A 24,951-nucleotide genomic window follows, 5' to 3' on the forward strand; every position below is an offset into this window, starting at 1 on the left:
CGGATGGATCGCCCGCCGATACCGGGCCAGCCCCTTCAGCCCTTGGTGGGCTCGCCCTTCTCCAGCGTGAACCGCAGCCTCCCCGGCTTGCCGGGCTTCGGCAGCGTGTTCTCGTGGATCAGCACCCACATTCTGCGGCTGTGGGGCGAGAAGACCCAGGCGTAGGTCGAAGGATCGTACTTGGAGCTGAGGCGCGGCGCGTCGCCGAAGGCCTCCGGGACCTCGACCTCCACGAGGAAGAGCTCGATGAGGCGGCGGCCGCCCTCCGGCGGCTTCTCGTCGTAGAGCCCGGAGAGCAGGGCGCCGGGGCGCGTCTTCGCCCAATACTGCGAGGCGCTGGCTTTGGGCAGCATCGCTGCGGGCACCCGCACCTGCACCTTGTCACCGCGCACGGTGGCCTGCACCGGCGCCTTGCGGGTCGAGCCGCGGTCTACCGGCAGCGGCGCGGTGGGATCGCCCCAGAGCTCCCAGGAGAGCGCGGCGCGCAGGGTCTTGCGCCAATCCTTGTGGCCGCGGCGCTTCTTCAGCTCGACGGTGGCGAGCAGGTAGTTGCGGGCGGTGACCAGCGCCTCGCCCATCGTCTCGCCGTCGTGCAACTGGGCGTTGACCCAGGCCCTTGCGAAGCCGGAACCACTCGCCGAGTAGACCGCCATGTAGCTGCCGAGTACGGCGTTGGCGCCGCGCTCGATGAGCAGGTAGGGGTCGGCCCGGTCGAGGGTGTAGCAACCCTGGAGGAAGAACGCCGCAGGCGGCAGCGAGGACGCCGGCGCCGGCAGGGCGTCGTCGTCGAGGGTGAGGTCCCGCGGGTGGCCCTCCCAGAGCACGAGGCCGTGACCCGGCAGCTCCTTCCGGATCAGCTCGCGGTCGATCTCGTCGCGGTAGAAGGCCTCGGTCTTCACGCCGACGTTCTTCAGCTCCGAGGCGGTGGTGCGGCTGATCGTCTCGCCGAGGATGAATTTGTGATCCGCGTTGGCGAGGATCAGCGCGCCGTCGCCGTCGGATTTGATCTCGGCGCCGTGGACCAGGCGGCTCACCCAGCGGGAGAGATCGTAGACGTCGAGCGCCGCGAGCCTGCCGGAGGCGCGGTCCGCGGGGCCGCCCATCGGATCGTTGAAGGGCGGCACCTTGTGGATGCGGGGGTTGGTCACTCCGCGGGCGACCTGGTCGATGTCGGCGATCTCCGCCATCGGGATCGCGAGGTAGTCGCCGACGATGCTCACTGCCTCGTAGGGACCGCTGCCCGCCTGCTCCAGCGCCTGAACGGCCTGCTCGGGGCTGCGGCCGGCGCCGACCCCCTTGCCGACGAAGGCCAGCGGCGCCCCCTTGCCGAGGGCATAGGGGATCGAGGCGAGGGAGAGCTTCGGCGGCTGGAACGGACCCTCCGCGTCGGCGGGAGCGGTCACCACCAGGTGGCGGCTCGCCTTCACCCGCTCGCCGTAGGCGGCGAGGGCCTCGTCGCGGGAGAGGACCCGGAGCTTGCGGCCTGCTGCAGCGGCGAGGGCCGCCGCATCACCGCCGCCCACCACGACCACCTCCGCGGCGCCGAGGCGCCTGGCGAGGGCGCCGGCCTCGGTGGCTGCAGCGGCGAGATCGCCGTCGGCAACCAGCAGCGGGGCCCGGTCGGTGGAGGCGAGGAGCGACGCGGCCATGCCCGCGCCGAGATCGATGCCGTCGGCGACGTAGACCACCGGCGCCTTCGCCTTCGGGCCCCAGGCGGCCTTCGCCAGCGCGGAGTCGATGGTGGCGTCGTCCGCCTCGATCCGCTGCACCTTGCCGGGGATCTCGAGCTCCACCGAGCGCGAGCCCGGCGGGCCGATCACCACCACGTTCTTCGGCGCGAGCCGCCGCAGCAGCTCCTCGGTCCAGCGCTCCTCGCCCTCGTTCCAGAGGATCACCGGCGGCAGGTCGGCAGCGGCCTTGCTGCGCTTGCCCGGCGCCTCGGCTGCGGCGGCGTAGGTGGGGAGTACCCGGCGCCAGGAGCTGCCGTAGACGAGCACGGCGTCCGCCTCGAGGGCGGCGGAGGCGGGGAGGGCGGTGCCCAGGGAGAGCAGGGCAGCACCGAGCTGGAGGATGCGCTTCATCGACTTGCCTCCGCGGCGGGCTTGGTGACCTTCCAGCGGAAGGAGATCTTCTCGACCCCGCGCCGGACGATCAGCGGGCGATCGCCGTGCGAGAGCTTCACGAAACGGGCGGGGAGCTTGCCCCACTGGTCCCTGGGGACCGACATCGGGAGCCAGTCGCCGCCGCTCTTCACCTCCACCCAGGTGGTGAAGCGCCGCCGCTTGCGGAGGACGTCGACACCCTGCACCGGCCGGGCGGGGATGCCGCTGGTGCGGAGGAAGGTGGCGAAGAGCCGGTCGAGGCCGCGATCGGCAGCGTGGCCGGTGCGGGTGGCCTTGAGCACCGTCTTCGATCCCTCCGGCTTGCGCTCGTAGGTATCGGTGAGGTCCCAGGCGATCCGGATCGCGTCCTTCTCGCCCCTGGCGAGGCGCGGCGTCGCGAAGTGGATCAGCTTCTCGCGGATGAGCGGCGAGGTGCTCTGCAGGTTCCGGGTGGAACGCAGCCAGGGCTCGTCCTCCGGCGAGGGATCGCCGGTGGAGACCGGCGCCGGCGGAACCTCCACGCTCAGCGGCCGCAGGGCCACCGTGAACTCATAGGTGATCCGCTTGGCCCCTTTCAGCTTCGGCCAGGTGAGGATCGCGAGCCGGTTGCCTTCGCGCATCGCCTCCTCGACCTGGAAGCCGCGGGAGAGGAGCTTTTCGGCGAGGAGGGTCTGGTGCTCGTCCGACTGCACCAGCGGCACCTCGAGACGGGCGTCCTCGCCGTTGCCGACGACGCGAACCGAGAGGCGCACGGTGCGCACCAGCGGCTTGCCCTCGGTCGGTGCCGGGGCTGGGGCGGCCTGCGCCTCCTGCTGCTTCTGGGCCTCCGCCCGCGAACAGCCCGGGAGCAGGAAGGCGAGAAGGAGCAGCGGCGCTGCGAGGCGCGCGATGCGGCGGGAGCTCTTCATCCGACGTTCTCCAGTACCGGGACCTCCGCCGGAGCGGGCAGCGCGTGGGGCCGCGAGCTCGCGGCGATCTCCCTGGCGAGCGCGATCCGGGCGGCGGTGTCGAGACGCGAGGTGTCCACGCGCTCGATCTGCTCGAGAGGCACGAGCAATCCCTGGAAGTTGGCGATCTGGATGGCGAGACCCGGCCGCGCGTTGAGCTCGAGGAGGAGCGGGCCGTGGTTCGCGTCGAGGACCACGTCGACGCCGATGTAGCCGAGGCCGGTCATCTCGGCGGAGAGCGCGGCGATGCGGAGGATCTCGTCCCAGTGGGGGACGGTCATCCCGATCACGGAGTTGCCGGTGTCGGGGTGGACCTCCACCAGCCGGTTCGACTGCACCGCGTGGTGGGTGCGGCCAGTGGCGATGTCGACACCGGCGGCGATGGCGCCCTGGTGCAGGTTGGCGCGGCCGTCGCTGCGCCTGGTGGGCAGGCGCAGCATCGCCAGCGCCGGCACGCCCTTGCAGACGATGACGCGGACGTCGGGGACGCCGCCGAAGGAGACCGCCTGGAAGGTCGGGTGCAGCTGCACCCGGTACTCGATCATCGCCCGGTCGGTGTTGCCGGCCAGCGAGTAGAGCCCCGAGAGGATGCCGCTGGCGTAGTGGCGGACCTCCTCCTCGGTGAGCTTGACGCCGGAGCCCTTCACGTAGAGCGGCCCGTCGCGGCCGACGACGACGAGCACGCCGTTGCCCATCGCGCCGCGCACCGGCTTGATCACGAACTCGTCGTAGGGCGCGAGCAGCTTCGGCAGGTTGCGCAGATCGCCGTGGGCCTCGACGGTCCCGTAGAGCTCCGGCGCGGGGATGCCGAACTCCCTGCAGAGCGCCTTGGTCTTGAGCTTGTCATCGACCAGGGGAAAGAGGCGGCGCGGGTTGTGCTTCGAGATGAAGCGCGCGTTGCGCGCATTGATCCCGAGGACGCCGCGCTCCTTCAGCTTGTCGAAGAGACCGAACATCAGATCGCCTTCTCCAGCCCGCCCTTGCGGAAGGCGCGGAAGCGGGTCCACTCGCTGAGGCGGTAGCCGGTGTAGCGGCCGAGGAGGAGGAGCACGGCCAGCGTCACCAGGTGCACCTCGGGGAAGGTGAAGACGAAGGCCTGCAGCGCCTCGCTGGCGATCACCCAGTAGCCGCAGGTGGAGACCACCAGCGTGCCGAGCACCAGCTTGGTGGCGTTGCGCGGCCCCTCCTCGACGATGGCGATGGAGAGGCGCTCGATGGTCATGGTCACGATCACGATCGGGAAGAGCGCGATGGTGTAGGCGTCGTTGAAGCCCATGTGCTGGGCGACGACCATCACGCCGGCGATGATCAGGATCACCAGCGTGAGCAGGAAGGAGAGGCGCGGCACCATCAGCAGCTGCGCCCGGTTGAGCGCCCACCTGCCCCCGAAGCCGATCGCCACCACCAGGCCGAGGAGCGCGACGCCGAGGCCGACGCCGGACTCGCGGAAGGCGAGCGAGATCAGGATCGGCATGAAGGTGCCGAAGGTCGGGACGCCGACCACGTTGCGGAAGAGCGCCACCACCAGCGCGCCGAGGGGCACGAGCAGGAGCACGCGGTAGAGCTCCTGGGTCTTCACCGGCAGGGCGAAGAGCGAGAGCTTGTCGATGAGCCGGTCGGAGTTGGCGACCCGGCGCTCGTAGATCTGGTACTGGGTCTGCGCCTCGCGCAGCATCGAGACGCGGTAATCGACCGCCTCGACGTAGCTCGCCTCGAAGGTCGGCGCGTCGCCGACGTGGAGGACGAGGCGCTCCTCGGGCAGGAAGCCGATGCTGCCGCGGACCGGATCGAGGGGCCACCACTTCTCGCCGAGGCGGGCCTCGACCCAGTGCTCCACGCTGGGATCCTTCTTGTCGACGAGGGGCACGCCCACCACCACGCGGGCGGGGATCCCCGCGGCGCGGAGCAGCGCCACCTCGGCGCGGGCCTTGCCGTGGGCGCCGCCGCGCTCGCGCTGCAGCACCGCCAGCGCGTCCTGCGGGCCGTCGTGGCCGTTGGTGGTCTCCACGTCCTTCACGATGAAGTCGTGGATCTGCTGCAGCGCCACCGCGCGATCGTCGCGCCGCACCGAGAGCTCCTCGAGGAGCTCGGAGACGGTGGCGCCGTCGGTCTGGATCGCCTCCTCGGGACCCAGGAGCGAGGTGAACTCCTTGCGCTCCTCGTCGCCGAGTGCCGGGGCGCTGGCGGGCAGCACCGCCCGCGGGCCGTCGCTCTTCCTGGTCTGCACGGAGAAGCGGTAGACGAGGCGGCCGGGGCCGTCGGGCCTGCCCACCGCAACGCCGACGCGGTTGCCGTCCTTCGGGCGGATGTAGAAGCGCATGCCGTCCGCGCTCACCCGCTCGTCGTAGATGCGCTGCCCGCCGCCGTCCGCCGGGAGGAGGAAGGTGAGACGGGTTCGCTCCTCCGGCGCGGTGAGGCGGACCTCCGTCTGCACCGACCAGCGATCGGGCGCAGGCTGCGGGCTGATCTCGTAGCCGAGGACCCCGACCTTGTAGGCGATCAACGCGACCGCGGCGACGACGAAGGCACCGGCGACAGTGAGTAGACGAGGTGACACGGGAGGAGACTCTCTCACAAAAAAGCCTGTGAAACAGGCCTCTTATGCTTGCTGTGCCAAGGAGGGGCGATACGGCACGGCCCGCGCCCCTCGAGGGGGCACGGGCCTTCTCGTGCCGGGCCTCCGACCTCAGCGGATGGGTGTGGCCTTCTGGGTCTTCCCACCGGCATCGGACTTCGCCGCGATCTCGCCCTTCCGGCGGAGGACGGTGAAGGCCCTGCGGCTGGTCAGCTCGTTGCCCTCGCGGGCCACCACCACCACGTGGTTGGCGCCTTCCTTGAGCGGGAAGCGGGCGTCGAAGCGGAGCTTGCCGTCGGCGCCGCCACCGGGGGCGAAGAAGACCTTCTGGTCGTTCACGAAGACGAAGACGTCGCGCAGCTCCGGATCCTCGACGGTGCCGCCGAGCTGGTAGTGGTCGTCGTCCACCGCCACGCCGCCCTTCGACGTGTCGACGTCGAGGCTGATCCGAGGCGGGTTGCGCCACATCCTGCTCTCCACCCCGGCGAAGGCAGCCTTGCCCCTGGTGGCGAGCTTCTCCTCGGCCTCGAGCTGCACATAGCCGATGCGGCCCTTGTTCCACTCCACCCGGGCCCACGGGCCCACCCGCGCCTCGACCGGAAGCACGGCGCCCTTCTGGATCCGGGCGAGGGTGGGGGAGTCGCTGTTGGGCGCTGCCCGGACGAAGCCGTCCTTCGCCACGCGGAAGAGGCCCTTCGCCGGCTGCGCCGCGAGCTGGGCGCCGTCCACCGGGATCTCGAGCTGCTCCACCACGATCTCCTCGAGCTTCTCGTCGAAGACCAGGAGCTGGAGCGGCACGGTCTTCTCCGCGTAGCCCTTTTTCAGCTCGAACTCGAAGTGGCCGTTGCCGAGGGCGCCGGGGGCCAGCTCGCCGAGCTTGTGGCGCCCCTTCTCGATGAAGATCTTCTCGTTGCCCTTGTTCTTGATCGACGCGTAGGTCACGTCGCTCGAGGCGCCGGGGCCGACGTTCTTCACGTCGAGAGCGAGGGTGAGCTTCTCACCGGGATCCGGCATGCCGTCGCCGTCGCCTTCCTTGTCGATCACCTGCCAGGTGAAGGCGAAGCGCGGCTTGGGGACCTCGACGATGTCGAGCTCGGCGTGCAGCTCCTGCAGCTTCTCGCCCGAAGCATCCTCGAACTTCACCACCACCGCGTCGCGGCGCGAGGCGAGGTCCTTCGGGAGCTCGACCTCCACGGACCAGCTCTTCTGCTGGCCGGGGGCGAGGGCGCCGATGAGAAACTCCCGGCGATCGAGGTAGGGGTTGCTCTCCGACTCGGTCCAGGCGCGCAGCTGTGCGAGCGGCGCCTTGCCGGTGTTCTTCACCTGGAGCTGCATCTGGACCTTCTCGCCAGCCCGGATCGGCGTGGCGGGGCCCGGGGTGAGCGTCGCCTCGAGGGGACCGCCCTTCACCGCGGAGGCGGGGGTGACCGTCGCCGCTGCAGCCGACCAGTCGACGCCGAGGTCGACGATCGCCTTCTCCATGCGCTTCTCCTCCACGGCGGCGCGCTTGGCGACGAAGTCGCCCATCGCCTTCAGCTGGCCGCTGCGGGTGGAGGAGGGGACCGAGAGCACGAAGTCGCGAGCGAAGCGGATCTGGAAGTCCTCGACGAATTCCTCGGAGAGCTCCTCCTCGAGTGCCTCCTCGTCCTCGAGGGCGGCCTCGTCCTCGTCGAGCTTCACGTCGTCGCGGAGGTAGCGGAGGCTGAGGAGCGGCTTCTCGTCGGGGCTGCTCTTCTTGGCGATCTTCTCCGCGCCGTCCGCCGGATTGGCCAGGTGCGCGTCGAGGTCGGCCTCGCGCATGGTCTTCACCGGCGCGAAGAGGTTGACCTCCTTCTTGTCCACCCGCGAGGGCACCAGCTCGATGTCCGGGGTCACGCCGGTCTCCTGGATCGAGACGTCGCCGGGGGTGAGGTACTGGGCGATGGTGAGCTTGAGCGCGGAGAGATCGGGGAAGTCGTAGAGGACCTGCACCGAGCCCTTGCCGAAGGTGGTGCGGCCGATCACCACGGCGCGATCGAGGTTCTTGAGGGCGCCGGAGACGATCTCCGAAGCGGAGGCCGAGCCGCCGTTGACCAGCACGGCGATGGGCAGCGTCTTCTCGAGGGCGTCACCGCTGTCGGTGGCCCGCTTCACCTCGCGGAGCTTGTTGCTCATGCCCACGGTGGTGACGATCGAGCCCTCGTCGACGAAGAGGTCGGAGACCTGGATCGCCTGCTCGAGGAGGCCGCCGGGGTTGCCGCGGAGATCGAGCACGAGGCCCTTGATCTTGCCGCCCGCCTCGGCGCGCATCGCCTTGACGGCGTTCTGCACGTCGCGCGCGGTGTTGCCCTGGAAGTTCTTGATCCGCACGTAGCCCACGTTGCTCGAGAGCAGCTTGTGGACCACCGACTCGATCTCGATGATCGCGCGCGGGATCGACATCACCCGGGGCTCCTTCCAGCCCTTGCGCGCCACCATGATGTCGATCTTGGAGCCCGGCTTGCCGCGCAGGCGCTCCACCGCCTCGGAGAGGTCCATGTTCACGGTGGACTCGTCGCCGATGCGGAGGATGCGGTCCTTCGGCTTGATGCCGTAGGTGAAGGCGGGGGTCGGGTTCTCGGCGGTGCCCTTGAGCACCTTGACCACGGTCAGCTCGCCCTCGCGCATCGAGATGACGAAGCCGAGGCCGCCGAACTCACCCTTGGTGTTGAGGCGCATCTCCTTGAAGTACTCGGGCTTGAGCAGCACCGAGTGCGGATCCAGGGAGGAGAGCATGCCGTTGACCAGGGCGTACTCGATGTTTCGCAGGTCCTCTTCGGGGTGGCCGGCGTCGAGGTTCTTCTGGACGAAGCCCATCACCTGCCCGAGGCGGAGGCTCATCTTGAAGATCGAGTCGACGTCCGTCACCGAGAAGGACGCGGTCTTGCCGCCGACGGTGACCTTGACCGCGCCGGTCTTCACGTCGCCGTCCACCATCACCTCGGGGATCTCCTTCTCCACCGAGTCGAGGGCGTCGACGAGCATCTGCTGCGGGCTGATCCGGGAGGGATCGAAGTAGTTCTCCTTCACGAGGAGGACGACCCGGTTGAAGATCTTGAGGGAGGCGAGGTCGTGGGACCCCTCCTCCTGCGAAGCGGGGGAAGCGGCCCGCGCCTCGGAGAGGACGGGCACGAGGCGGTTCCCCGCAGCGAGACTCCACGCGCCAACGAGGGCGACGAGGGCTGCCGCACGGGCGGCGATTCGGATCATCCTGGGAGCTCCCGGCATCTTGGAAGGTTCGCTCGCGGTCTACCGTGGCGAGTCCACGGCACGATCTCTTGGATCATAGGCAGGGGATCGGGCGCCCTCAAGGAACATGGGCGCACGAACCCCAACCCGGAAAGCCAACAGCGGGTCCCGCGGGAATCCATCCCGAGGTCCCGGTTGCCGGCTGCAACACGCGAATCGACGCAATCCAACCCGGAAGGCGAAAGAAGGCCGCGGGCCCGCTCGAAGGGCGAGCAGCGGCGTGCGGGCGCTGCCTCCGGCTACGCGGGGCGGACCCCGGGTGCGTTCTGCTCGCACCAGGCGATCACCCGGGCGACGGCGCCGCGGCCCTCGTGTTCCTCGAGCTCCTGGATCCCCGTGGGCGAGGTGACGTTCACCTCGGTGAGCTTGCCGCCGATGACGTCGATCCCCACGAAGACGAGTCCGTCGGCCCGGAGCTGCGAGGCGATCGTGCGCACGATGCGCAGATCGTCCTCGTCCAGCGCAGTCCGCGCAGCGCTGCCGCCGAGGTGGAGGTTGTTCCGCTCCTCGCCGGCGCCGTGGACGCGGAGCACCGCGCCCAGCGGCTCGCCGTCGAGGAGGAGGATGCGCTTGTCGCCTGCTGCGGCCTCGGGGAGGTAGACCTGCGCCTCGCAGCGCGCGCCCCGGGGCGTCGCCGCCTCGAGCAGGGCGTTGAGCCCCCGCATCCCCCGCTGCGCGAAGAGGATCCCCTCGCCTGCGTAGCCGGCGAGCGATTTGAGCACCACCTCGCCGTGCTCCTCCACGAAGGCCCGGAGACGGGCCCTGTCGGCGGTGACGAGGGTGGTGGGGCAGACCTCCGGGAAGCGGAGCGCGTAGAGCTTCTCGTTGGCGGCGCGCACGCCTGCCGGATCGTTGAGCACCCGGCAGCGCGCGGGATCGACCCGCTCCAGGATCCAGGTCGCCTCCACGTAGCGGTCGTCGAAGGGCGGATCGGTCCGGAGCCAGACGATGGGGAAGCCGGAGACCTCCCGCCAGCTCGCCTCGCCCTCCCAGCGGAAGGCGCCGCCGCTCGTGGGGACGGCGACCGGCCGGGCCCGGATCACCGGCGTGCCGCCCTCCAGCGAGAGATCGTCCGCCGAGGCGAAGAAGGTGGCGTGGCCCCGGGCCCTCGCCTCGCGCATCAGCGCCCAGGTGGTGTCCTTGTCCGGCGCCGCCTTCTCCAGCGGGTCCATCAGGAAGAGCATCTCCACGGCTGGCTGCCTTTCGCTTGGGAGCAACGCCCCTCCTATAGCGGGGCGCGGCGCCGTCGTCAGCGCTTTGGTGCGCCGCCGCCCGCAGGGATGCCGCCTGCAGCACGAAGCTCGTGGAAGAGGATCGTCGCCCCCACCGTCGCCGCCGGGATGAAGAGCGTGTTGAGCACCGGCACCCACAAGAGCAGGTAGACCGCCGCGCCGAAGCCGAACGTGGTCGCCGGATGGGCGCGGAGGGTCCGGGCCACCTCGCGGAAGCGCCAGCCGAAGCGATTCGCCGGGATGTCCAGGTATTCGAAGGCGAGCCAGAAGATGGTCCAGGCCACCGAGAGCAGGCTCCAGGCTGCGTGACCCGCGCCGGGTAGGAGCCAGAGCGGCAGGAGCAGGGCGTGGCCTGCGAGGAGGAGGCTCACCCGAAGCACCGCCTTGCGCACGCCGGCGGCGGCCTCCGCAGCGAGACGCCCGAGCCCCCCGGCGCCCGGGCCCTGCAGGCCGAGGTGCCGCTCGGTTGCCTCCACCAGCGGATCGGCGAGGGGCGCCGTGACCACCGCGGGCACCGCGGCGACGCCGACCACCAGTCCCACAGCGCCGAGGGCCAGGGCGGCGAGGTACCAGAGCGCCACCAGCCACCCCTCGGGCCTGGTCCAGAGCGCCCCGAGGGCTACGGGCACGCCGAGCAGCAGCCCTGCCACCAGGGCGAGGAGGGAGAGGGCGGTGATCGCCGCCATCGCCAGCGCCCAGCGCCGCAGGGCGGGCACCGCGACGACCAGGTGCAGGGCGTGGAAGGGCAGGGCGAATCCGCCGCCGAAGCCTGCGGCTCGAAGCGGGGCTGGTAGGGGAACGCTCATCGAAAGGGCAGAACGCGCGAAACCGCAGGAACGTTCATACATCCACAGCCACGCCCAGTCGTCCTCCGATTCTTGCTCCCCAAACCTCGCCCCGCTACCTTCCGCCGCCCATGTCCCTCGACCTCGACAAAGACAGCAGCCCGCCGATCTCCTCCCTCGACGACCTGGTCGCGATCTTCCGCCGCGCGGAGCGGCCGAAGAGCGACTGGAAGGTCGGGATGGAGCACGAGAAATTCGGCTTCCTGGGGACCACACCCGAGCCCGTCCCCTACGAGGGGCGCCGGGGGATCCGCACGGTGCTCGAGCGCTTCGAGCGCTACGGCTTCACCCCCTGGGCGGAGGAGGGAAATCCGATCGCCGGCCGCGGCGCCGGGGCCACCCTCTCCCTCGAGCCCGGTGGCCAGCTCGAGCTCTCCGGCAGGCCCTACACCTCCACCCACGCCTGCAGGGACGAACTCCTCCACCACATCGCCCAGGCGAAGGCCATCGGCGCGGAGCTGGGGATCTCCTGGCTCGGCGTGGGCTACCGCCCCTTCGGCACCACCGGCACCGCTCCCTGGATGCCGAAGATCCGCTACGGCGTCATGCGCGAATACCTGCCCACCCGCGGCAGGCTCGCCCTCGACATGATGCTGATGACCTCCACGGTCCAGGCGAATTACGACTTCGACTCCGAGGAGGACATGGCCCGCAAGATGCGCGCGGGCATGGCCGTCTCCTCGATCGTCTCGGCGATCTGGGCCAACTCCTTCCTCGTCGACGGGAAGGATTCCGGCTACGCCAGCTACCGCTACGGCGTCTGGAACGAGGTCGACCCGGATCGCTGCGGCCTGCTCTCCTTCGTCTTCGATCCGGACTTCGGCTACCGGCGCTGGGTCGAGTACGCCCTCGACGTGCCGATGTTCTTCGTGCGGCGGGCGGGGCGCTACATCAAGGCGAACCACCTCACCTTCCGCCGCTACATGGCGGAGGGGCTCGGCGAACACCGCGCCACCATGGGCGATTTCGAGGACCACCTCACCACGCTCTTCCCCGAGGTCCGGCTGAAGACGGTGATCGAGGTCCGGGGGGCGGACGTCGCCGACTCCGAGATGAACGCGGCGCTGGCGGCGATCTGGAAGGGGATCTTCTACGACGCGGACGCCTGTGCAGCAGCGGAGGCCCTCACCGCGGGGATGCGCTTCGAGGAGCGCCTCACCCTGCAGCGGGACGTGGCGCGCCACGGCCTGCGGGCGAGCTGCAGCAAGGGCGGCGTCCTCGACCTCGCCAGGGAGCTCTACCGGATCGCTGCTGCCGGGCTGGAGCGCCAGGCCTGCCGCAACGCTGCGGGGGACGACGAGCGGGTGGTGCTGCGGGCGATCGAGCAGGTGCTCGAATCGGGCCGGTCCCCTGCCGACGTGTGGCGGGCGCGCTGGAACGGCGACCTGGGCGGGGATCCGGCCAAGCTGATCGCGGCGATGGCCTACTGATCGGCAGCACGACCGTCGGAACGCGGCACGCCCGGCTCCTCGGCGAGAGGAGGCGGGCGTTCTCGCACGCAGCTTCAGCCGTTGCGGCGTCTGCTGGCTGCTGCGGCCCTGGGGGCGGCGGCGCGCTTCGGGGTGGCGGTGCTCCGCGCCGCGGTGACGCGGCGGGCCCGCGGCGTCTCCGCCGCAGCGGTGCCGCGGCGCGTCCTGCTCGCCCGGACGAGAACCGGCTCCCCGATCGTCACCACCGGATCGCAGCGCCCCTCGACGAGGAGGGTCGCCTCCCCGCGGAAGCTGTCGATCACGGCGAACCCGGCGTTGCGGCGCCGGGGCCGCACCATCCAGCGGACCTCCTGGCCGGTGCGGACCGTGGTGGAGGCGGCGCCATGGGAGACCACCGCGATCCGGCCGTCCACGAAGATCATGCAGAGGGCGGCCTTGTCGGTGGAGGAGAGTTCGATGTTGTGCTCGCGGCTCATGCGAGCGAAGACGCGCCAGCCCGGAATTTCCCTTCAACCGGCGCGTCGATTTTCTCACGCCCTGTGAATCCGCGGCCTTAGCCGCGCTTCCGCCCCTCGAACCAGCCGGCGTCCACCTGCACCTGCTCCGGGATGCGCTCGCGGCGGGCCCGCGCCTCCTCCCGCCGCACGCTGTAGCGCAGCGGGAAGTCCGCGGGCAGCTCGAGGTTCCGGGGCAGGTAGAGGGTGGCGCAGGCGGGGCCGCCGCCGGCCTTGCCGAAGAGCTCGAAGAGCGGCAACCGCCGCACCGCGAGCCCCTGCTCCCGGAGCATCCCCTCGAAGCCCGCGCTCACGCCGTCGGGCACCAGCACGCCGCGCTCCACCTGCCGGGAGTTGCCGGCGTACTGAGCGACCGCGTCCTCCCTGTCGATCGGCAGGATCGCCCCGGCCTCGAGCGCCGCGGCGACCCGGGTAGCGCCGTCGCCCCAGAGACCGCCCGCGTAGTGCACCAGCCTGGCGCCGCCCGCAGCGGGCCTGGCGCCGAAGTGGACCGTGTCGCCGTGGAAGTGGGGGTAGACGAGCTCCGCGTAGAGCCGCGCCCCTGCCGGCACCCCTGCGAAGTCGGCGGCGTATTGCACGCCCTCCCGCACCGAGCGCTGGGTCTTCGGGGTGGTGTTCTGGTCGTAGTGGCCGGGCACCGTGTAGGTCAGCACCACCCGGTCGCCGACCACCGCCACGTCGGCCATCCCCTCCCAGCGGTGGGGATTCTTCGCCACGGAGAGCTCGTAGCCACCGGCCTCCGCCATCCTGGCGAGGAGGCGCCGGTAGTAGCCCTCCTCCTCGAGGCGGTGGGTGAGCATGTGGGGCAGCAGCGCCCGCATCTTCCGATCCTCGATCACCACCCAGGGGCCGTTGGCGGCGAAGACCCTGCCGGTGAGGACCTGGTCGATCTGGCCGAGGTGGGCGCCGCCGGCGAGGGGCTGGATGTTGCCGGCTGCGTCGACGCGCAGATCGCCCTGGTCGAGGAAGGGGTCGTCCTCCGGCTCGAAATCGAAGAGGGCGTCGCCGCCGAGGGCGAGGATCCCCTCGCAGACCCCGAGCCACTCGTCGTAGGCGGTGCGGGGCGAGTAGCTGAGGTGGGCGACCTCGCTCTTGTAGTTCGCACCGGCCTTGTTGACGGTGACCGGGACGGGCGGGCGGACCACCAGCAGGGAACCGTAGACGTCGTCGAGCACGTTGCGCATGGAGCCTCCCCTTCTCGGTTGCGCCACCTCCCTTAGCAGATGGGAGCGACGAAGGGGCCGCAGCGTGCTGCCCCCGGCGGGTCTTCGGCCGAAATGGAAAGGCCGCCCCGGGGGGCGGCCTTCGCTGCGGTCAGATCAACTCGTAGACCCGCTGCAGGGCGCGGTCGAGGCCGCTCGGATCCGGCCCGCCGGCCTGGGCGAGATCGGGCTTGCCGCCGCCCCTGCCGCCGACCTCGGTGGCGATCTGCTTGATGATGTCGCCGGCCTTGATCCCCTTGGCCACCACGTCCGGGGTCACGGTGACGAGGAGGACCGCCTTGCCGTCCGCCTCGCCGCCCAGGGCGATGAGGCCCGAGCCGATCTTGTCGCGGAGCTTGTCGGCGAGGTCGCGCAGGTCGCGGGCGTCGCCCTCGGCCCTGGTGGCGAGGACGCGGATCCCCTTGATCTCGCGAGCCTGGGAGAGCAGGTCGCCGGATTTGGCCGCGGCGAGCTGCTTGCGGAGGGCGTCGAGCTCCTTCTCCAGATCGCGGGTGCGCTTCTGCGAGGCCTCGATCTTCTCGGCGAGGTCCTCGGGGGCTGCCCGGAGGAGCGCCGCGGCGTTCCGGAGCTCGCGGTCGCGCTGCTGCACGTACTGCAGCGCGCCCTCGCCGCTCACCGCGACGATGCGGCGCACGCCTGCTGCGATCGACGACTCGCTCTGGATCTTGAAGAAGCCGATGTCGCCGGTGCGGGCCACATGGGTACCGCCGCAGAGCTCGCGGGAGGCGGGGTGCACCTGCACCACGCGGACGCGGTCGCCGTATTTCTCGCCGAAGAGCGCCACCGCCCCGGAGGCCCGGGCCTCGTCGAGGGTGAGCTCCTCGGTGCCGGCGCCGGCGTTGTCCCGGATCATCCGGTTGACCCGCTCCTCGATCGTCTCGAGCTCCTCGGGGGCCGGCGCGGCGAAGTGGGTGTAGTCGAAGCGCAGGTAGTCCGGCGCCACCACCGAGCCCGCCTGCTTCACGTGCTCGCCGAGGACGTCCTTGAGCACCCGGTGGAGGAGATGGGTGGCGGAGTGGTTGGCGCGGATCGACTGCCGGCGCTCGCCGTCCACCAGCGCGAGGAGCTCCTCGCCCTCGTGCACCGTGCCCGAGACCACCTTGCCGCGGTGGACGATGAGGTTGGCGGTGGGCTTCTGGGTGTCGTGGATCTCGATCCGCAGCTCGCCCCTGGCGCCGTCGACCGCGGGGCCGGTGAGCGCGCCCTGGTCGCCGACCTGGCCACCGCTCTCGCCGTAGAAGGGGGTGCGGTCGAGGATCACCTCGATCTCCTCGCCGGCCTGCGCGGTCCGGACCCTGCCGCCCCCCTTCACCAGGGCGAGGACCCTGCCGCGGCCCTCGAGGCCGTTGCCCTCGTAGCCAGCGAACTCGGTGTCGCCCAGCTCGTTGGCGAGCTCGAGGTAGAGCGAGCCCACCGCCTCCTGGCCGGAGCCGGCGAAGGAGGAGCGCTCCCGCTGCTCCTCGAGGGCGCGGTTGAAGCCGTCCTCGTCGATGTGGAAGCCGTGCTCCGAGGCGATGATCCGGGTGAGGTCCACCGGAAAGCCGTAGGTGTCGTAGAGCTTGAAGACCACGTCGCCGGGGAGGATGGGATCGCCGCCCTTGCGGGAGTCGATCTCCTCGTTGATCAGGGTGAGGCCGCGGGAGAGGGTGCGGCGGAAGGACTCCTCCTCGTTGCGGGCCACCTCGAGGATGAACTTCTCGCCGTCCACGAGCTCCGGGTAGGCGGCGCCCATCTCGGCCACCACCGCCCTGCAGACTTCGAAGAGGAAGAGCTTGTCGAGGCCGAGGCGGGTGCCGTGGCGAATCGCCCGGCGCATGATCCGGCGGAGCACGTAGCCGCGTCCCTCGTTGGAGGGGAGCACGCCGTCGCCCACGAGGAAGGAGGTGGCGCGGGCGTGGTCGGCGATGACGCGGAGCGAGGTCTTCTGATCCTCGGTGGCCCCGGCGTAGTCGAGGCCCGCCAGCTTCGCCGCAGCGGCGATCACCTTCTGGAGGAGATCGGTGTCGTAGTTGGAGCGCTTGCCCTGCACCACCGCGGCGATGCGCTCGAGGCCTGCGCCGGTGTCGATGGACGGGCGCGGCAGCGGCTTCATGTTGCCGTCGGCATCGCGCTCGAACTGCATGAAGACCAGGTTCCAGATCTCCAGCCAGCGATCGCAGTCGCACGCGACGCCCTGGCACCTTCTGCCGGCCTGCTCCTCGGCGCAGGCGATGTCGGCGCCCTGGAAGTAGTGGATCTCCGAGCACGGGCCGCAGGGGCCGGTGTCGCCCATCATCCAGAAGTTGTCCTTGAGGCCGAGCCGGATGATCCGCTCCTCCTCGACCCCGGCGACCTCGCGCCAGAGCTTGCCCGCCTCGTCGTCCGCGGGGATGGCGTCGGTGCCCTCGAAGATCGAGACGGCGAGCCGCGACCGGTCGAGGCCGAGGGTCCCGGTGACGAACTGCCAGGCGAAGTCGATGGCGTCGCGCTTGAAGTAGTCGCCGAACGAGAAGTTGCCGAGCATCTCGAAGAAGGTGTGGTGCCGCGCGGTGTAGCCCACGTTCTCGAGGTCGTTGTGCTTGCCGCCGGCCCGCACGCACTTCTGGGCGGTGGTCGCGCGGCTGTAATCACGCTTCTCGCGGCCGGTGAAGACGTCCTTGAACGGCACCATGCCTGCGTTGGTGAAGAGCAGGGTGGGATCGTTGGCGGGGACGAGGGACGAGCTGCGGACGGCGCGGTGCCCGCGCTGCTCGAAGAACTGCAGGAAGGCCGAGCGGATCTCGGCGGCGGTGCGAGGGGTGGACATGTCTTGCCTTGCAGGGAGTGGATCGGTCGAAAAGCGCTGGATGGAAAACCCGGCCGGACCCGCGTTCTTCCGCCCGCGGGCCGTCAAGAAGCGGATCCGATAACCGACGGCATCCGGAGCGTCAACGCTGTGGGGCGGGTGGCTCTTCTCCAGCTGCCTCCGCCTCCGCCGCCGCGGGGGCAGGCGCGGCGGCAGCCGGGGGAGCCGTCGGCGCCTCGACCTCCACCCGCCAGCCCTCGCCGGTGCGGACCATCCGGACCCGGTCGGTTTCGCCACCTGCCGTCACCAGCAGGGTGGCGGTCTCCGCCTGCTCCTCGACCACCTCGATCTTCTCGAGCGGCCGGGCGAGCTGCGCGCCCCCGAGGATCACCTGCTTCGGGTCGTCGGGGAGCGCACCGCCGGAGGCCTCGCTCCGCTCCTGCACGAGCTTCGTGAAGCGCTCGCGGGTCGCCGGGGCGAGGAGCTCCCAGGCTGCGTCGGCGTCCCGCTGCTGCACCTTCTCGACGAAGAGCCGGAAGGTGGCCTCGGGATCGCTGGTGTTTTCGCTGCAGGCGGCGGTGGCAGCCGCCGCCGCGAGGGCGAGGGCGAGAAGCAGGTTTCGCATGGCGGCCAACCTACCAGCATCAGGGGGCGTGGCGCCGCAGGAAGAAGGGGCTCGCCCGATAGGCGTCGATCGCCGCGCGGGCCGCCACCTTGAGAACCGCCGCGATCGGCACCGCTGCGAGCAGCCCGATGAAACCGAAGAGCTGGCTGCCCACCGCCAGCGCGACGATCACGATCGACGGTCCGAGCTGCACCTTGCGCCCCATGATCCACGGCGAGATCAGCGCGCCCTCGAGGGTCTGCACCGCGGCGAAGGCGACGACCACCCAGAGCACGTCGATCGGGTTGCCGCCTGCGAGGGCGAGGAGCGAGGCGAGCACGAGGGCGATGGCGCCGCCGAGGAAGGGGACGAGCTCGCCGAGCCCCGCGAGCAGCCCCACCACCAGCGCGAGCGGCACGCCGATGATGGTGAAGGCCAGGGCGTAGAGGGCGCCGGTGATCACCGCCACCAGCAGCTGGCCCCGGATGAAGCCGGAGAGCACCTCGTCGGCCTGGGTGGAGCGCTCGAAGAAGCGGTCGCGCCAGCGGGGGGGCACCAGGTCGGCGCTGCGGTCCACGAAGCGGTGGTAGCCGCGCAGCATGAGGAAGACGAAGATCGGCACGAAGACGATCGCCGAGGCCACGGTGCCCACGCCGCTCGCCGCCCGGCTCGCCCAGTCGGTGAGGGTGGAGGCGCCGGGGAGCGCATCCTGTGCCCGCTGCTCCAGCGAGGAGGAGAAGCGCTCGACGTCGTCCGCGAGGTTGGCGGGGATGCGGTCGCGCAGCCCGTCCCAGACGCCGCGGAGCTGCGACCAGGTCTCCCGCACCATCTCCGGCAGCTCGGCGATCTGCAGCGCCACCGCCGGCGCCATCAGGACCACGATGAGAGCGATGAGGCCCGCTCCGACCAGCGCCACGAGGAGGACGCCGGCGACCCGGGGCACGTGTTTGCGGTGGAGCCAGTCCACCAGCGGGAGCAGGGCGTAGGCGAGGATGGCGCCGAGGAAGAGCATCGTCGCCACGCCCGGGAACCAGAGGTAGACCACCGCCCAGATCAGGATCCCGAAGACGACGGAGGCCGCGAAGGCGAGATCCGCGTGGCGCCTGTCGAGGGAGGGGTTTGCGGGCTGCTCGTCCATCCCGCAAACGATGGTCACCGGCGGGGCGGAAGGCGAGGCCTGGCAGCCAGGTAGATCCAGAGGCCGATCGCGCCCAGGAAGAGGAGCGCCACGACCCAGGTGGTGCGCCCCACCACCCCGACAAGGCGGCGCTTCGCGTCGCGCCAGATCCAGACCACGCCGGTGGCGAGGAGGAGGCCCAGGTTCACCACCGCGGCGAGCAGGAGCGGATCGTCGTTGGCCTGGGCGAGGGTCCCGTCGATCGCCCGCGGCAGCAGGAAGTCGGCCCGCCGCAGCCACACCCAGACGATGCCGATCGCCGGTAGCGAGAGCAGGGCGATGAGCACCACGAGCAGGGTGTTGTCCCTGTCGCCGGGGCCGGGATGGAGGTCGGGCGCGTGCATCGCCCTGCCGACTAGCACAGCGCCGGTGCGCCGTCAGCCGAAGAGGGGGACGCCGCGGCGGCGGAGCTCGCCGAGGAGGAGCGGCATCGGCAGGCCGAGGACGTTGGTCCAATCGCCGTCGATCCGCTCGAAGAGCGCGAGTCCCCGGGCCTCGACCCGGTAGCCACCGGCGCAGCCCTGCCATTCGCCGGTGGCGAGGTAGGCCTCGATCTCCTCCGGACACAGCGCCCGCACGGTGAGCCGCGTCTCCTCGTTGCCGACGAAGGTCCCGCCGGGCCCGAGCACGGCGACGCCGCTCACCAGGGCGTGGGAGCGCCCCGCCATCTCCCCGAGCTGCGCCCGCGCCTCCGCCTCGTCCGCCGGCTTGCCCAGCGCACGGCCGCCCAGGGCCAGCACCTGGTCGGCGCCGATCACGATCGCCCCGGGGTTCCGCTCCGCCACCGCCCGGGCCTTCTGCATCGCGAGGGACTCGGCCTGTGCCACCGGATCCGCCGCCGGATCGAGCTGCTCCTCCACCCCCGGCGCCTCGCAGCGGAAATCGAGCCCCACCTGTTCGAGCAGGGCCCGGCGTGCCGGGGAGGTCGAGGCGAGGACGAGGGTGGGCATCGGAGCTCCTGGCTGGAGGGGTCACTGGCGCATTCACATTATTCGCGGCAGCCCTGCCCCGGATGGTAGCATTCGGCGGCTTCGCTGCAGGCCGAAGGGCAAGGGAGCAAGGTCCCGGGCGCCGGGGCCAAAGGGGGCAGGCGTCGCATGTGGCATCGAACGGATACCCACCGGTATCCGGTGCTCTACGTCGATGACGAACGGAACAACCTGACGGTCTTCCGTCTGGTCTTCTCCGACGAGTTTGCCGTGCGAACCGCCCAGAGCGGCGAGGAGGCCCTGGAGATCCTCGCGTCCGAGCCGATCGCGGTGCTCCTCGCCGATCAGCGCATGCCGGGGATGACCGGCATCACCCTCGCCGAGAAGGTGAAGGAGGCCCACCCCGAGGTGGTGCGGATGATCGTCACCGCCTTCGTCGACACCCGCGCCGCTCTCGACGCGATCAACCGGGGCGAGGTCTACCGCTTCATCTCCAAGCCCTGGCGGGAGGACGAGCTGCGGGCGGTCCTGCGCACCGCCATCGATCTCTTCGCCCTCGGGAGCATGGTCGGCGATCTGCAGCTCAAGATGCTCCGCAGCGAGCGGCTCGCCTCTCTCGGCTTCGCCACCGCAGGCGTCAGCCACGACATGAAGACGCCGCTGGGCACGGTGACGCTCGGCGTCGATCGGCTCGCACGGAAGCTGGGCAAGCTCGAGGAGGCGCAAGGCGCGTCGCCCCTCACCTCCGACATGCACAAGGTCCTCGCCGACTGCAAGGCAGCGGCGAAGCAGCTCAAATCGTTGATCGAGACGATCCGGGTCCACGCCAGGGAACAGCCCGCCCCCACCGAGCGGCTGCGTCCGGCGGAGCTCGCCGAGTCGACCCTGCGTCTCTGCCGCGCCGAGATCCTTTCGCGGGCGCAGCTCTCCTTCGAGCGGGACGAAGCGCCGCCCATCGTGGGCGACCCGGTGCAGCTCGGGCAGGTGCTCCTCAACCTGCTCGTGAACGCGGCGCAGTCGATTCCGCCGGGCGAGCCGGGGCGGCACCGGGTCCGCCTCCGCGTCGGCGGCAGCGAGGGCAGGGCGCTCCTCCAGATCACCGACACCGGCAGGGGCATCACCCCCGAGGTGCTTCCGAAGATCTTCGACCCGTTCTTCACCACCCGCACCGACGAGGGCGGAACCGGCCTCGGCCTCGCGATGGTCCGCGAGATCGTCGACCGGCACGGCGGCACGATCGAGGTGCAGAGCACGCTGGATCGAGGGACCACCGTCTCGGTCTTCCTCCCCGCCGCACCCCAGGACGCCTGACGCCGCTCTCGAAGCGTCACGATAAGGGCGACCGTTGCGGGATAGGATGCGCCGAAACCTCCACCGGAGATCCGGCGATGCCCGACCATCCCTTCTTCCGCGGGCTGCGGCCCACGCTCCACATCGCCCACCGTGGCGGCGCCCTGCTCGCGCCGGAGAACACGCTGGTCGCCTTCGGCGCAGCGGTGGAGCGCTACCGGACGGCGGTGCTCGAGACCGACGTGCAGGTGAGCGCCGACGGCGCCCTCGTCGTCTTCCACGACGACACCGTGGACCGGTGCACCGACGGCGCCGGCAGGGTCGACGCCCTCGACCTCGCGGTGCTGCAGCGCCTCGACGCCGGGTACCGCTTCACTCCCGACGGCGGCGCGACCTTTCCCTTCCGCGGCGCAGGCGTGCGCATCCCCACCCTGCGGGAGGCCCTCCGCGCCTTTCCCTCCCTGCGCTTCAACATCGACTTCAAGCCCGCCAGCGCCGACGCGGCGGGGGCCTTCGTCGATCTCCTCCGCGAGGAGGGTGCGGTGGAGCGGGTCTGCATCGGCTCCGAGCACGACGAGGTGGGCAAGGCCCTGGTGCGGCTCCTCCCCGAGGGCTGCCATTTCTACCCGCGGGATGCGCTCACCGCGGTGGTGATGGCGCTCAAGCTCGGGGCGCCGCCCCCGGCGGACGATCCCTGGCTCGTCCTCGACATGCCGCTCACCTACCAGGGGATGCGCCTCGTCGATGCCGACTTCGTGCGGGCCGCCACCGCCTACGGCCGCTGGGTGAACGTCTGGACCATCGACGACGAGGCGGAGATGCGGCAGTTGGTGCAGGACGGCGTCGGGGGCGTTATGACGGACCGGCCGGACCTTCTCCGCCGGGTGCTGGACGAGCGCCCGGCATGACCGCACGTTGCGGGGTGTTCCGGTAGCGCCGCGGCTCGCGGCCAACCGGCCCGTCGGGCCCTTCCGGAGGCTTCGGAGCAACGATGAGCGTGATGGTGGCGCAGTTTCTCAACCTGGTCTGGATCGTGGTGCTGGTCCGCGTGATCCTCTCCTGGGTCGTCCGCGACCCCGAGAACCCGCTGGTCCGCTTCGTGGGCACCCTGACCGATCCCTGGATGCGGCCGCTGTCGCGCCACCTCACCTTCGGTGGTCTCGATCTCTCGCCGATGGTGGTGCTGATCGGGATCCGGGTGGTGCAGCGGATGCTGCTTTCTGCCTAAGCCGAGCCGCAGGGTAACGTGAACCAGAAGGTGCTGCCCCTGCCGAGCTCGCTCTCCGCCCAGATCCTGCCGCCGTGGGCCTTCACGATCCCGCTGGCGATGGAGAGGCCGAGGCCGGCGCCCGCCCTGCCGCTGGCCCGGACCTGCCAGTAGCGGTCGAAGATGTGGAGGAGGTTCTCCGGGGCGATGCCGGGACCGGTATCCTCCACGCCGATCCGCACCTCGCCGGGAGGCAGGTTGGCGACCAGGCGCACGGTGCCCCCTGCCGGCGTGAACTTCAGCGCGTTGCCGAGGAGGTTGGAGAGGACCTGGAGCACCCGCTCCCGGTCGCAGTCGACCCTGCCGGCACCTTCGTCGATCTCCGCCACCAGGCGGAGCTTCTGCTCGCCGGCGAGGGGCTGGAACATCTCGAGGGCCTCGCCGACCAGGCTGCCGAGGTCGTGGCTGCTCCGCTCGAGCTGCAGCTCCTGCGACTCGATCCGCGAGATGTCGAGGAGGTCGCGGATCAAGTGGTTCATCCGCTCGGCGCTGCGGCGGATCCCCTCCGCCCGGTTGAGGATGCGTTCGCCGAGATCGCCGGGGGGTAGCTTCTTCTTCAGCACCCCGGCGTTGGCCAGGATCGAGGAGAGTGGGTTGCGCAGGTCGTGGGAGACGACCGCGATCATCTCCTCCCTGGCGCGGCTGGCGCGGGACGCCTCCTGGTAGAGGCGGGCGTTGTCCACCGCCAGCGCGGCGCGCTGCGCGAGGTCGGAGGCGAGGGCGAGATCCGCCGGCGCGTAGCGGCGGTTCGACTCGGCGAAGAGGAAGGTCATCGTCCCCAGGGTCTTGCCCGGCACCCGGAGCGGCATCACCAGGGCCGATTTGGCCCCGAGCTCGGTGAACAGCCCGGCGTCGGCGCCGCCCGCTGCCCGGTGGGCGGTGGGATCGTCGACGACGACGGGCTCGCCGGTCCGCAGCACCTGCCCGGCGCCGGGCTCGGCGCCGATGCGGACGATGCGCCGGCCCTTCTGGGCCGCGGCGATCTCGGCGCCGGCGGGGTTCCATTGCGCCATCGCCGATCGCTCCACCGCATCGGGGGCCACCGCGAGATCGACCCAGCACCAATCCGCGAGGTCGGGCACCGCGAGGCGCGCCAGGGTCTCGAGTCGCTCGCCTGCGTCGAGCGGCGCGGCGAAGAGGACCGAGCTCGCCTGATCGAGGAAGGCGAGGCGGCGTTGCGCGGCCTCCGCGTCGGCGCGGGCCTCCTGCTCCCTGGCGAGGAGGCGGGCGTGTTCCGCGTCGAGAGCCGCCCGCGCGGCGAGCTCGCCGATCGCCCGGGCCGCCGCTGCGACCAGGGCCCGGAGCATCACCGGGTCGACGCTGCTGGAGGCGCAGGCGACGGCGCCCACCACCTCGTTGCGAAAGAGGACGGGCACCGCCGCGAGGACGCGGTCGGCGACGATCAGCTCGACCGGCGCAGCCCGGGCGATCGCCTGCAGACCCACCGCATGCCAGGTCGGATCGCCTTCGAGGGTCTCGAAACCGGCGGGCCCGAGCTGCCGGGCGCCATGGCTGGTGTCGAAGAGGGCCACTGCCCCGCCCACCGGATCGAGACAGGCGTGGAGGAGCTCCGCGGCCCGTGCCCAGCCGACGCGCTCGAGGAGGGCGGCGCCGCGCACGGCTTCGTTCCGGCTCGTCTGGCTGGGAATGCGTTCCGTGTGTGCCAATTCCACCCTCGAAGCGCCCGGGAGAGCTCGAATTGTGGAACAGGTGGCAGCCAATTGAAATCCCGCCAGGGGGAGGGCTCAGACGATCTCTGTCAGCTGGCTGGCGATCGCCGGGAGGGGAAGGACCAGATCGGCGAGCCCCTCGTTGATGGCCGCGGCCGGCATCCCGAAGACGTCCGAGGTGGCCTCGTCCTGGGCGACGACGGTGCCGCCCGCCTGGCGGATCGCCCGCAGGCCATCCGCTCCGTCCCGTCCCATCCCGGTGAGCACCAGCCCCAGCGAGGCGGCGCCGAGGGAGCGGGCCATCGACTCGAAGAGGAAGGTGCCGGAGGGGCGGAAGCCGCCGATCGGCGGCGCGTCGGAGAGGAGCACCGCGCCGCCGTCGTGGGAGACGCCGAGGTGGCGGTTGTCCGGGGCGATGTGGACCACGCCGGGCTCGAGACGGGTGCCGTGCTGCGCCACCCGGACGTCGAGCTTCGAGGCGCCGTCGAGCCAGTGGGCGAGGCCCTCGGCAAAGCCGATGGCGATGTGCTGCACCACCAGGACCGGACGGGGAAAATCCCGGGGAAGCGCCGCGAGGATCTTGTGGAGGGCGGCGGGACCGCCGGTGCTGGCGACCACGCCCACCACCTCGGGACGCGCCGCCCTGCGCGGAATCGGCAGCGGGGGAGGCGAAGGCGTCGCCACCGGGGCCTCGCGGCTGCGGCGCACGATCTTCACCCGGGCCATCGCCCTCACGGTGGCGACGAAATGGCGGCTCTCCTGCTCGAATTGGGTGGAGCCGGGGCCGCCGGGCTTGGGGAGGATCGCAAGCGCGCCGGCCCGCAGCGCTTCGAGGGAGACCGCCACGTCGCGGACGTCGAGGCCGGAGACGATCACGATGGGCGTCGGCGCCTCGGTCATGATCCGTTTGGTGGCCTGGAACCCATCCAGATGGGGCATCTGGATGTCCATGGTGATCACGTCCGGTCTGTGGCGACGGGCGAGCTCCACCGCCTCTGCTCCGTCCTGCGCCTCACCCACCACCTCGACCTCCGGGTCGGCGGCCAGCAGCGCTGCGAGGAGGGAACGGGCGGTGGGGGAGTCGTCGGCGACCAGCGCGCGGATCATGCCGATC

General features: G+C 71.1%; 20 protein-coding genes. 4 read left to right on the plus strand and 16 right to left on the minus strand.

The features are described 5' to 3' along the window. Positions 1-35 precede the first annotated feature (35 nt). The 7 genes from ACESMR_RS02065 to ACESMR_RS02095 all read right to left on the minus strand — a co-directional run bounded on the left by ACESMR_RS02065 (position 36) and on the right by ACESMR_RS02095 (position 10,929). Entirely contained in the window at positions 36-2,081 is a 2,046-nt protein-coding gene (locus ACESMR_RS02065; protein ID WP_373044638.1) for a hypothetical protein, read from the minus strand. Further along, on the minus strand, positions 2,078-3,010 hold the full coding sequence (locus ACESMR_RS02070; protein WP_373044640.1) for a transglutaminase domain-containing protein: 933 nt from the start codon (positions 3,008-3,010) through the stop codon (positions 2,078-2,080). Before ACESMR_RS02070 ends, ACESMR_RS02065 begins: the two co-directional genes overlap by 4 nt. Continuing rightward, positions 3,007-4,005, minus strand: coding sequence for an alpha-L-glutamate ligase-like protein (locus tag ACESMR_RS02075; protein WP_373044642.1), 999 nt, complete (start codon positions 4,003-4,005; stop codon positions 3,007-3,009). Before ACESMR_RS02075 ends, ACESMR_RS02070 begins: the two co-directional genes overlap by 4 nt. After that, entirely contained in the window at positions 4,005-5,606 is a 1,602-nt protein-coding gene (locus tag ACESMR_RS02080; protein WP_373044644.1) for a UUP1 family membrane protein, read from the minus strand. Before ACESMR_RS02080 ends, ACESMR_RS02075 begins: the two co-directional genes overlap by 1 nt. 129 nt (positions 5,607-5,735) lie before the next feature. Beyond that, on the minus strand, positions 5,736-8,852 hold the full coding sequence (locus ACESMR_RS02085) for an MXAN_5808 family serine peptidase (RefSeq protein WP_373044646.1): 3,117 nt from the start codon (positions 8,850-8,852) through the stop codon (positions 5,736-5,738). A gap of 278 nt (positions 8,853-9,130) precedes the next feature. Next, entirely contained in the window at positions 9,131-10,075 is a 945-nt protein-coding gene (gshB, locus tag ACESMR_RS02090; protein ID WP_373045211.1) for a glutathione synthase, read from the minus strand. A gap of 65 nt (positions 10,076-10,140) precedes the next feature. Beyond that, positions 10,141-10,929 carry an EI24 domain-containing protein gene (locus tag ACESMR_RS02095; protein WP_373044648.1) on the minus strand — a complete coding sequence of 263 codons (789 nt, stop codon included), beginning with the start codon at positions 10,927-10,929 and terminating at the stop codon, positions 10,141-10,143. 110 nt (positions 10,930-11,039) lie between these two features. Between ACESMR_RS02095 and ACESMR_RS02100 the strand changes: the two genes are divergently transcribed. Then, positions 11,040-12,398: a glutamate--cysteine ligase gene (locus ACESMR_RS02100; protein WP_373044650.1), complete on the plus strand. Its 1,359-nt coding sequence runs from the start codon at positions 11,040-11,042 to the stop codon at positions 12,396-12,398. A 74-nt stretch (positions 12,399-12,472) separates the two neighbouring features. On the opposite strand, the gene ACESMR_RS02105 is transcribed toward ACESMR_RS02100, so the two are convergent. The 7 genes from ACESMR_RS02105 to ACESMR_RS02135 form a co-directional block, all read right to left on the minus strand. Beyond that, positions 12,473-12,874, minus strand: a complete 402-nt coding sequence (locus ACESMR_RS02105) for a hypothetical protein (protein WP_373044652.1) — start codon at positions 12,872-12,874, stop codon at positions 12,473-12,475. A 77-nt stretch (positions 12,875-12,951) separates the two neighbouring features. After that, positions 12,952-14,097: a hypothetical protein gene (locus ACESMR_RS02110; RefSeq protein WP_373044654.1), complete on the minus strand. Its 1,146-nt coding sequence runs from the start codon at positions 14,095-14,097 to the stop codon at positions 12,952-12,954. A gap of 130 nt (positions 14,098-14,227) precedes the next feature. Next, the gene (gene alaS, locus ACESMR_RS02115; RefSeq protein ID WP_373044656.1) at positions 14,228-16,921 is read right to left on the minus strand and encodes an alanine--tRNA ligase; all 2,694 of its coding nucleotides are present in this window, start codon (positions 16,919-16,921) and stop codon (positions 14,228-14,230) included. Positions 16,922-17,042: 121 nt separating this feature from the next. Beyond that, entirely contained in the window at positions 17,043-17,525 is a 483-nt protein-coding gene (locus ACESMR_RS02120) for a hypothetical protein (RefSeq protein WP_373044657.1), read from the minus strand. A 19-nt stretch (positions 17,526-17,544) separates the two neighbouring features. Further along, positions 17,545-18,642, minus strand: coding sequence for an AI-2E family transporter (locus tag ACESMR_RS02125; protein ID WP_373044659.1), 1,098 nt, complete (start codon positions 18,640-18,642; stop codon positions 17,545-17,547). Positions 18,643-18,656: 14 nt separating this feature from the next. Then, a complete protein-coding gene (locus tag ACESMR_RS02130; RefSeq protein WP_373044661.1) occupies positions 18,657-19,025 on the minus strand; it encodes a hypothetical protein in 369 nt (122 codons plus the stop codon). A 33-nt stretch (positions 19,026-19,058) separates the two neighbouring features. After that, positions 19,059-19,631, minus strand: coding sequence for a Maf family protein (locus ACESMR_RS02135; protein ID WP_373044663.1), 573 nt, complete (start codon positions 19,629-19,631; stop codon positions 19,059-19,061). A 147-nt stretch (positions 19,632-19,778) separates the two neighbouring features. Between ACESMR_RS02135 and ACESMR_RS02140 the strand changes: the two genes are divergently transcribed. The 3 genes from ACESMR_RS02140 to ACESMR_RS02150 all read left to right on the plus strand — a co-directional run bounded on the left by ACESMR_RS02140 (position 19,779) and on the right by ACESMR_RS02150 (position 22,128). Then, positions 19,779-20,921 (plus strand): sensor histidine kinase, encoded by a 1,143-nt coding sequence (locus ACESMR_RS02140; protein WP_373044665.1) that lies wholly within the window; start codon positions 19,779-19,781, stop codon positions 20,919-20,921. 77 nt (positions 20,922-20,998) lie between these two features. Next, on the plus strand, positions 20,999-21,808 hold the full coding sequence (locus ACESMR_RS02145; protein ID WP_373044667.1) for a glycerophosphodiester phosphodiesterase: 810 nt from the start codon (positions 20,999-21,001) through the stop codon (positions 21,806-21,808). A gap of 83 nt (positions 21,809-21,891) precedes the next feature. Continuing rightward, positions 21,892-22,128, plus strand: coding sequence for a YggT family protein (locus tag ACESMR_RS02150; protein ID WP_373044669.1), 237 nt, complete (start codon positions 21,892-21,894; stop codon positions 22,126-22,128). Here ACESMR_RS02150 and ACESMR_RS02155 read toward each other — a convergent pair. Together ACESMR_RS02155 and cheB are read right to left on the minus strand one after the other, a co-directional pair. After that, positions 22,125-23,786 (minus strand): sensor histidine kinase, encoded by a 1,662-nt coding sequence (locus ACESMR_RS02155; protein ID WP_373044671.1) that lies wholly within the window; start codon positions 23,784-23,786, stop codon positions 22,125-22,127. The two genes, ACESMR_RS02150 and ACESMR_RS02155, sit on opposite strands and share 4 nt — an antisense overlap. Positions 23,787-23,912: 126 nt before the next feature. Further along, positions 23,913-24,944, minus strand: a complete 1,032-nt coding sequence (gene cheB / locus ACESMR_RS02160) for a chemotaxis-specific protein-glutamate methyltransferase CheB (protein ID WP_373044673.1) — start codon at positions 24,942-24,944, stop codon at positions 23,913-23,915. Between the last annotated feature and the right edge of the window lie 7 nt (positions 24,945-24,951).

It is taken from the genome of Vulgatibacter sp. (assembly GCF_041687135.1).
In the GTDB taxonomy this organism is placed as follows: Bacteria; Myxococcota; Myxococcia; order Myxococcales; family Vulgatibacteraceae; genus JAWLCN01.

Coding starts and splice junctions, on each gene's coding strand:
- ACESMR_RS02065 (WP_373044638.1), bottom strand. CDS start 2,081: ATGAAGCGCATCCTCCAGCTCGGTGCTGCCCTGCTCTCCCTGGGCACC.
- ACESMR_RS02070 (WP_373044640.1), bottom strand. CDS start 3,010: ATGAAGAGCTCCCGCCGCATCGCGCGCCTCGCAGCGCCGCTGCTCCTT.
- ACESMR_RS02075 (WP_373044642.1), bottom strand. CDS start 4,005: ATGTTCGGTCTCTTCGACAAGCTGAAGGAGCGCGGCGTCCTCGGGATC.
- ACESMR_RS02085 (WP_373044646.1), bottom strand. CDS start 8,852: ATGATCCGAATCGCCGCCCGTGCGGCAGCCCTCGTCGCCCTCGTTGGC.
- gshB (WP_373045211.1), bottom strand. CDS start 10,075: ATGCTCTTCCTGATGGACCCGCTGGAGAAGGCGGCGCCGGACAAGGAC.
- ACESMR_RS02095 (WP_373044648.1), bottom strand. CDS start 10,929: ATGAGCGTTCCCCTACCAGCCCCGCTTCGAGCCGCAGGCTTCGGCGGC.
- ACESMR_RS02100 (WP_373044650.1), top strand. CDS start 11,040: ATGTCCCTCGACCTCGACAAAGACAGCAGCCCGCCGATCTCCTCCCTC.
- ACESMR_RS02105 (WP_373044652.1), bottom strand. CDS start 12,874: ATGAGCCGCGAGCACAACATCGAACTCTCCTCCACCGACAAGGCCGCC.
- ACESMR_RS02110 (WP_373044654.1), bottom strand. CDS start 14,097: ATGCGCAACGTGCTCGACGACGTCTACGGTTCCCTGCTGGTGGTCCGC.
- alaS (WP_373044656.1), bottom strand. CDS start 16,921: ATGTCCACCCCTCGCACCGCCGCCGAGATCCGCTCGGCCTTCCTGCAG.
- ACESMR_RS02120 (WP_373044657.1), bottom strand. CDS start 17,525: ATGCGAAACCTGCTTCTCGCCCTCGCCCTCGCGGCGGCGGCTGCCACC.
- ACESMR_RS02125 (WP_373044659.1), bottom strand. CDS start 18,642: ATGGACGAGCAGCCCGCAAACCCCTCCCTCGACAGGCGCCACGCGGAT.
- ACESMR_RS02130 (WP_373044661.1), bottom strand. CDS start 19,025: ATGCACGCGCCCGACCTCCATCCCGGCCCCGGCGACAGGGACAACACC.
- ACESMR_RS02135 (WP_373044663.1), bottom strand. CDS start 19,631: ATGCCCACCCTCGTCCTCGCCTCGACCTCCCCGGCACGCCGGGCCCTG.
- ACESMR_RS02140 (WP_373044665.1), top strand. CDS start 19,779: ATGTGGCATCGAACGGATACCCACCGGTATCCGGTGCTCTACGTCGAT.
- ACESMR_RS02145 (WP_373044667.1), top strand. CDS start 20,999: ATGCCCGACCATCCCTTCTTCCGCGGGCTGCGGCCCACGCTCCACATC.
- ACESMR_RS02150 (WP_373044669.1), top strand. CDS start 21,892: ATGAGCGTGATGGTGGCGCAGTTTCTCAACCTGGTCTGGATCGTGGTG.
- cheB (WP_373044673.1), bottom strand. CDS start 24,944: ATGATCCGCGCGCTGGTCGCCGACGACTCCCCCACCGCCCGTTCCCTC.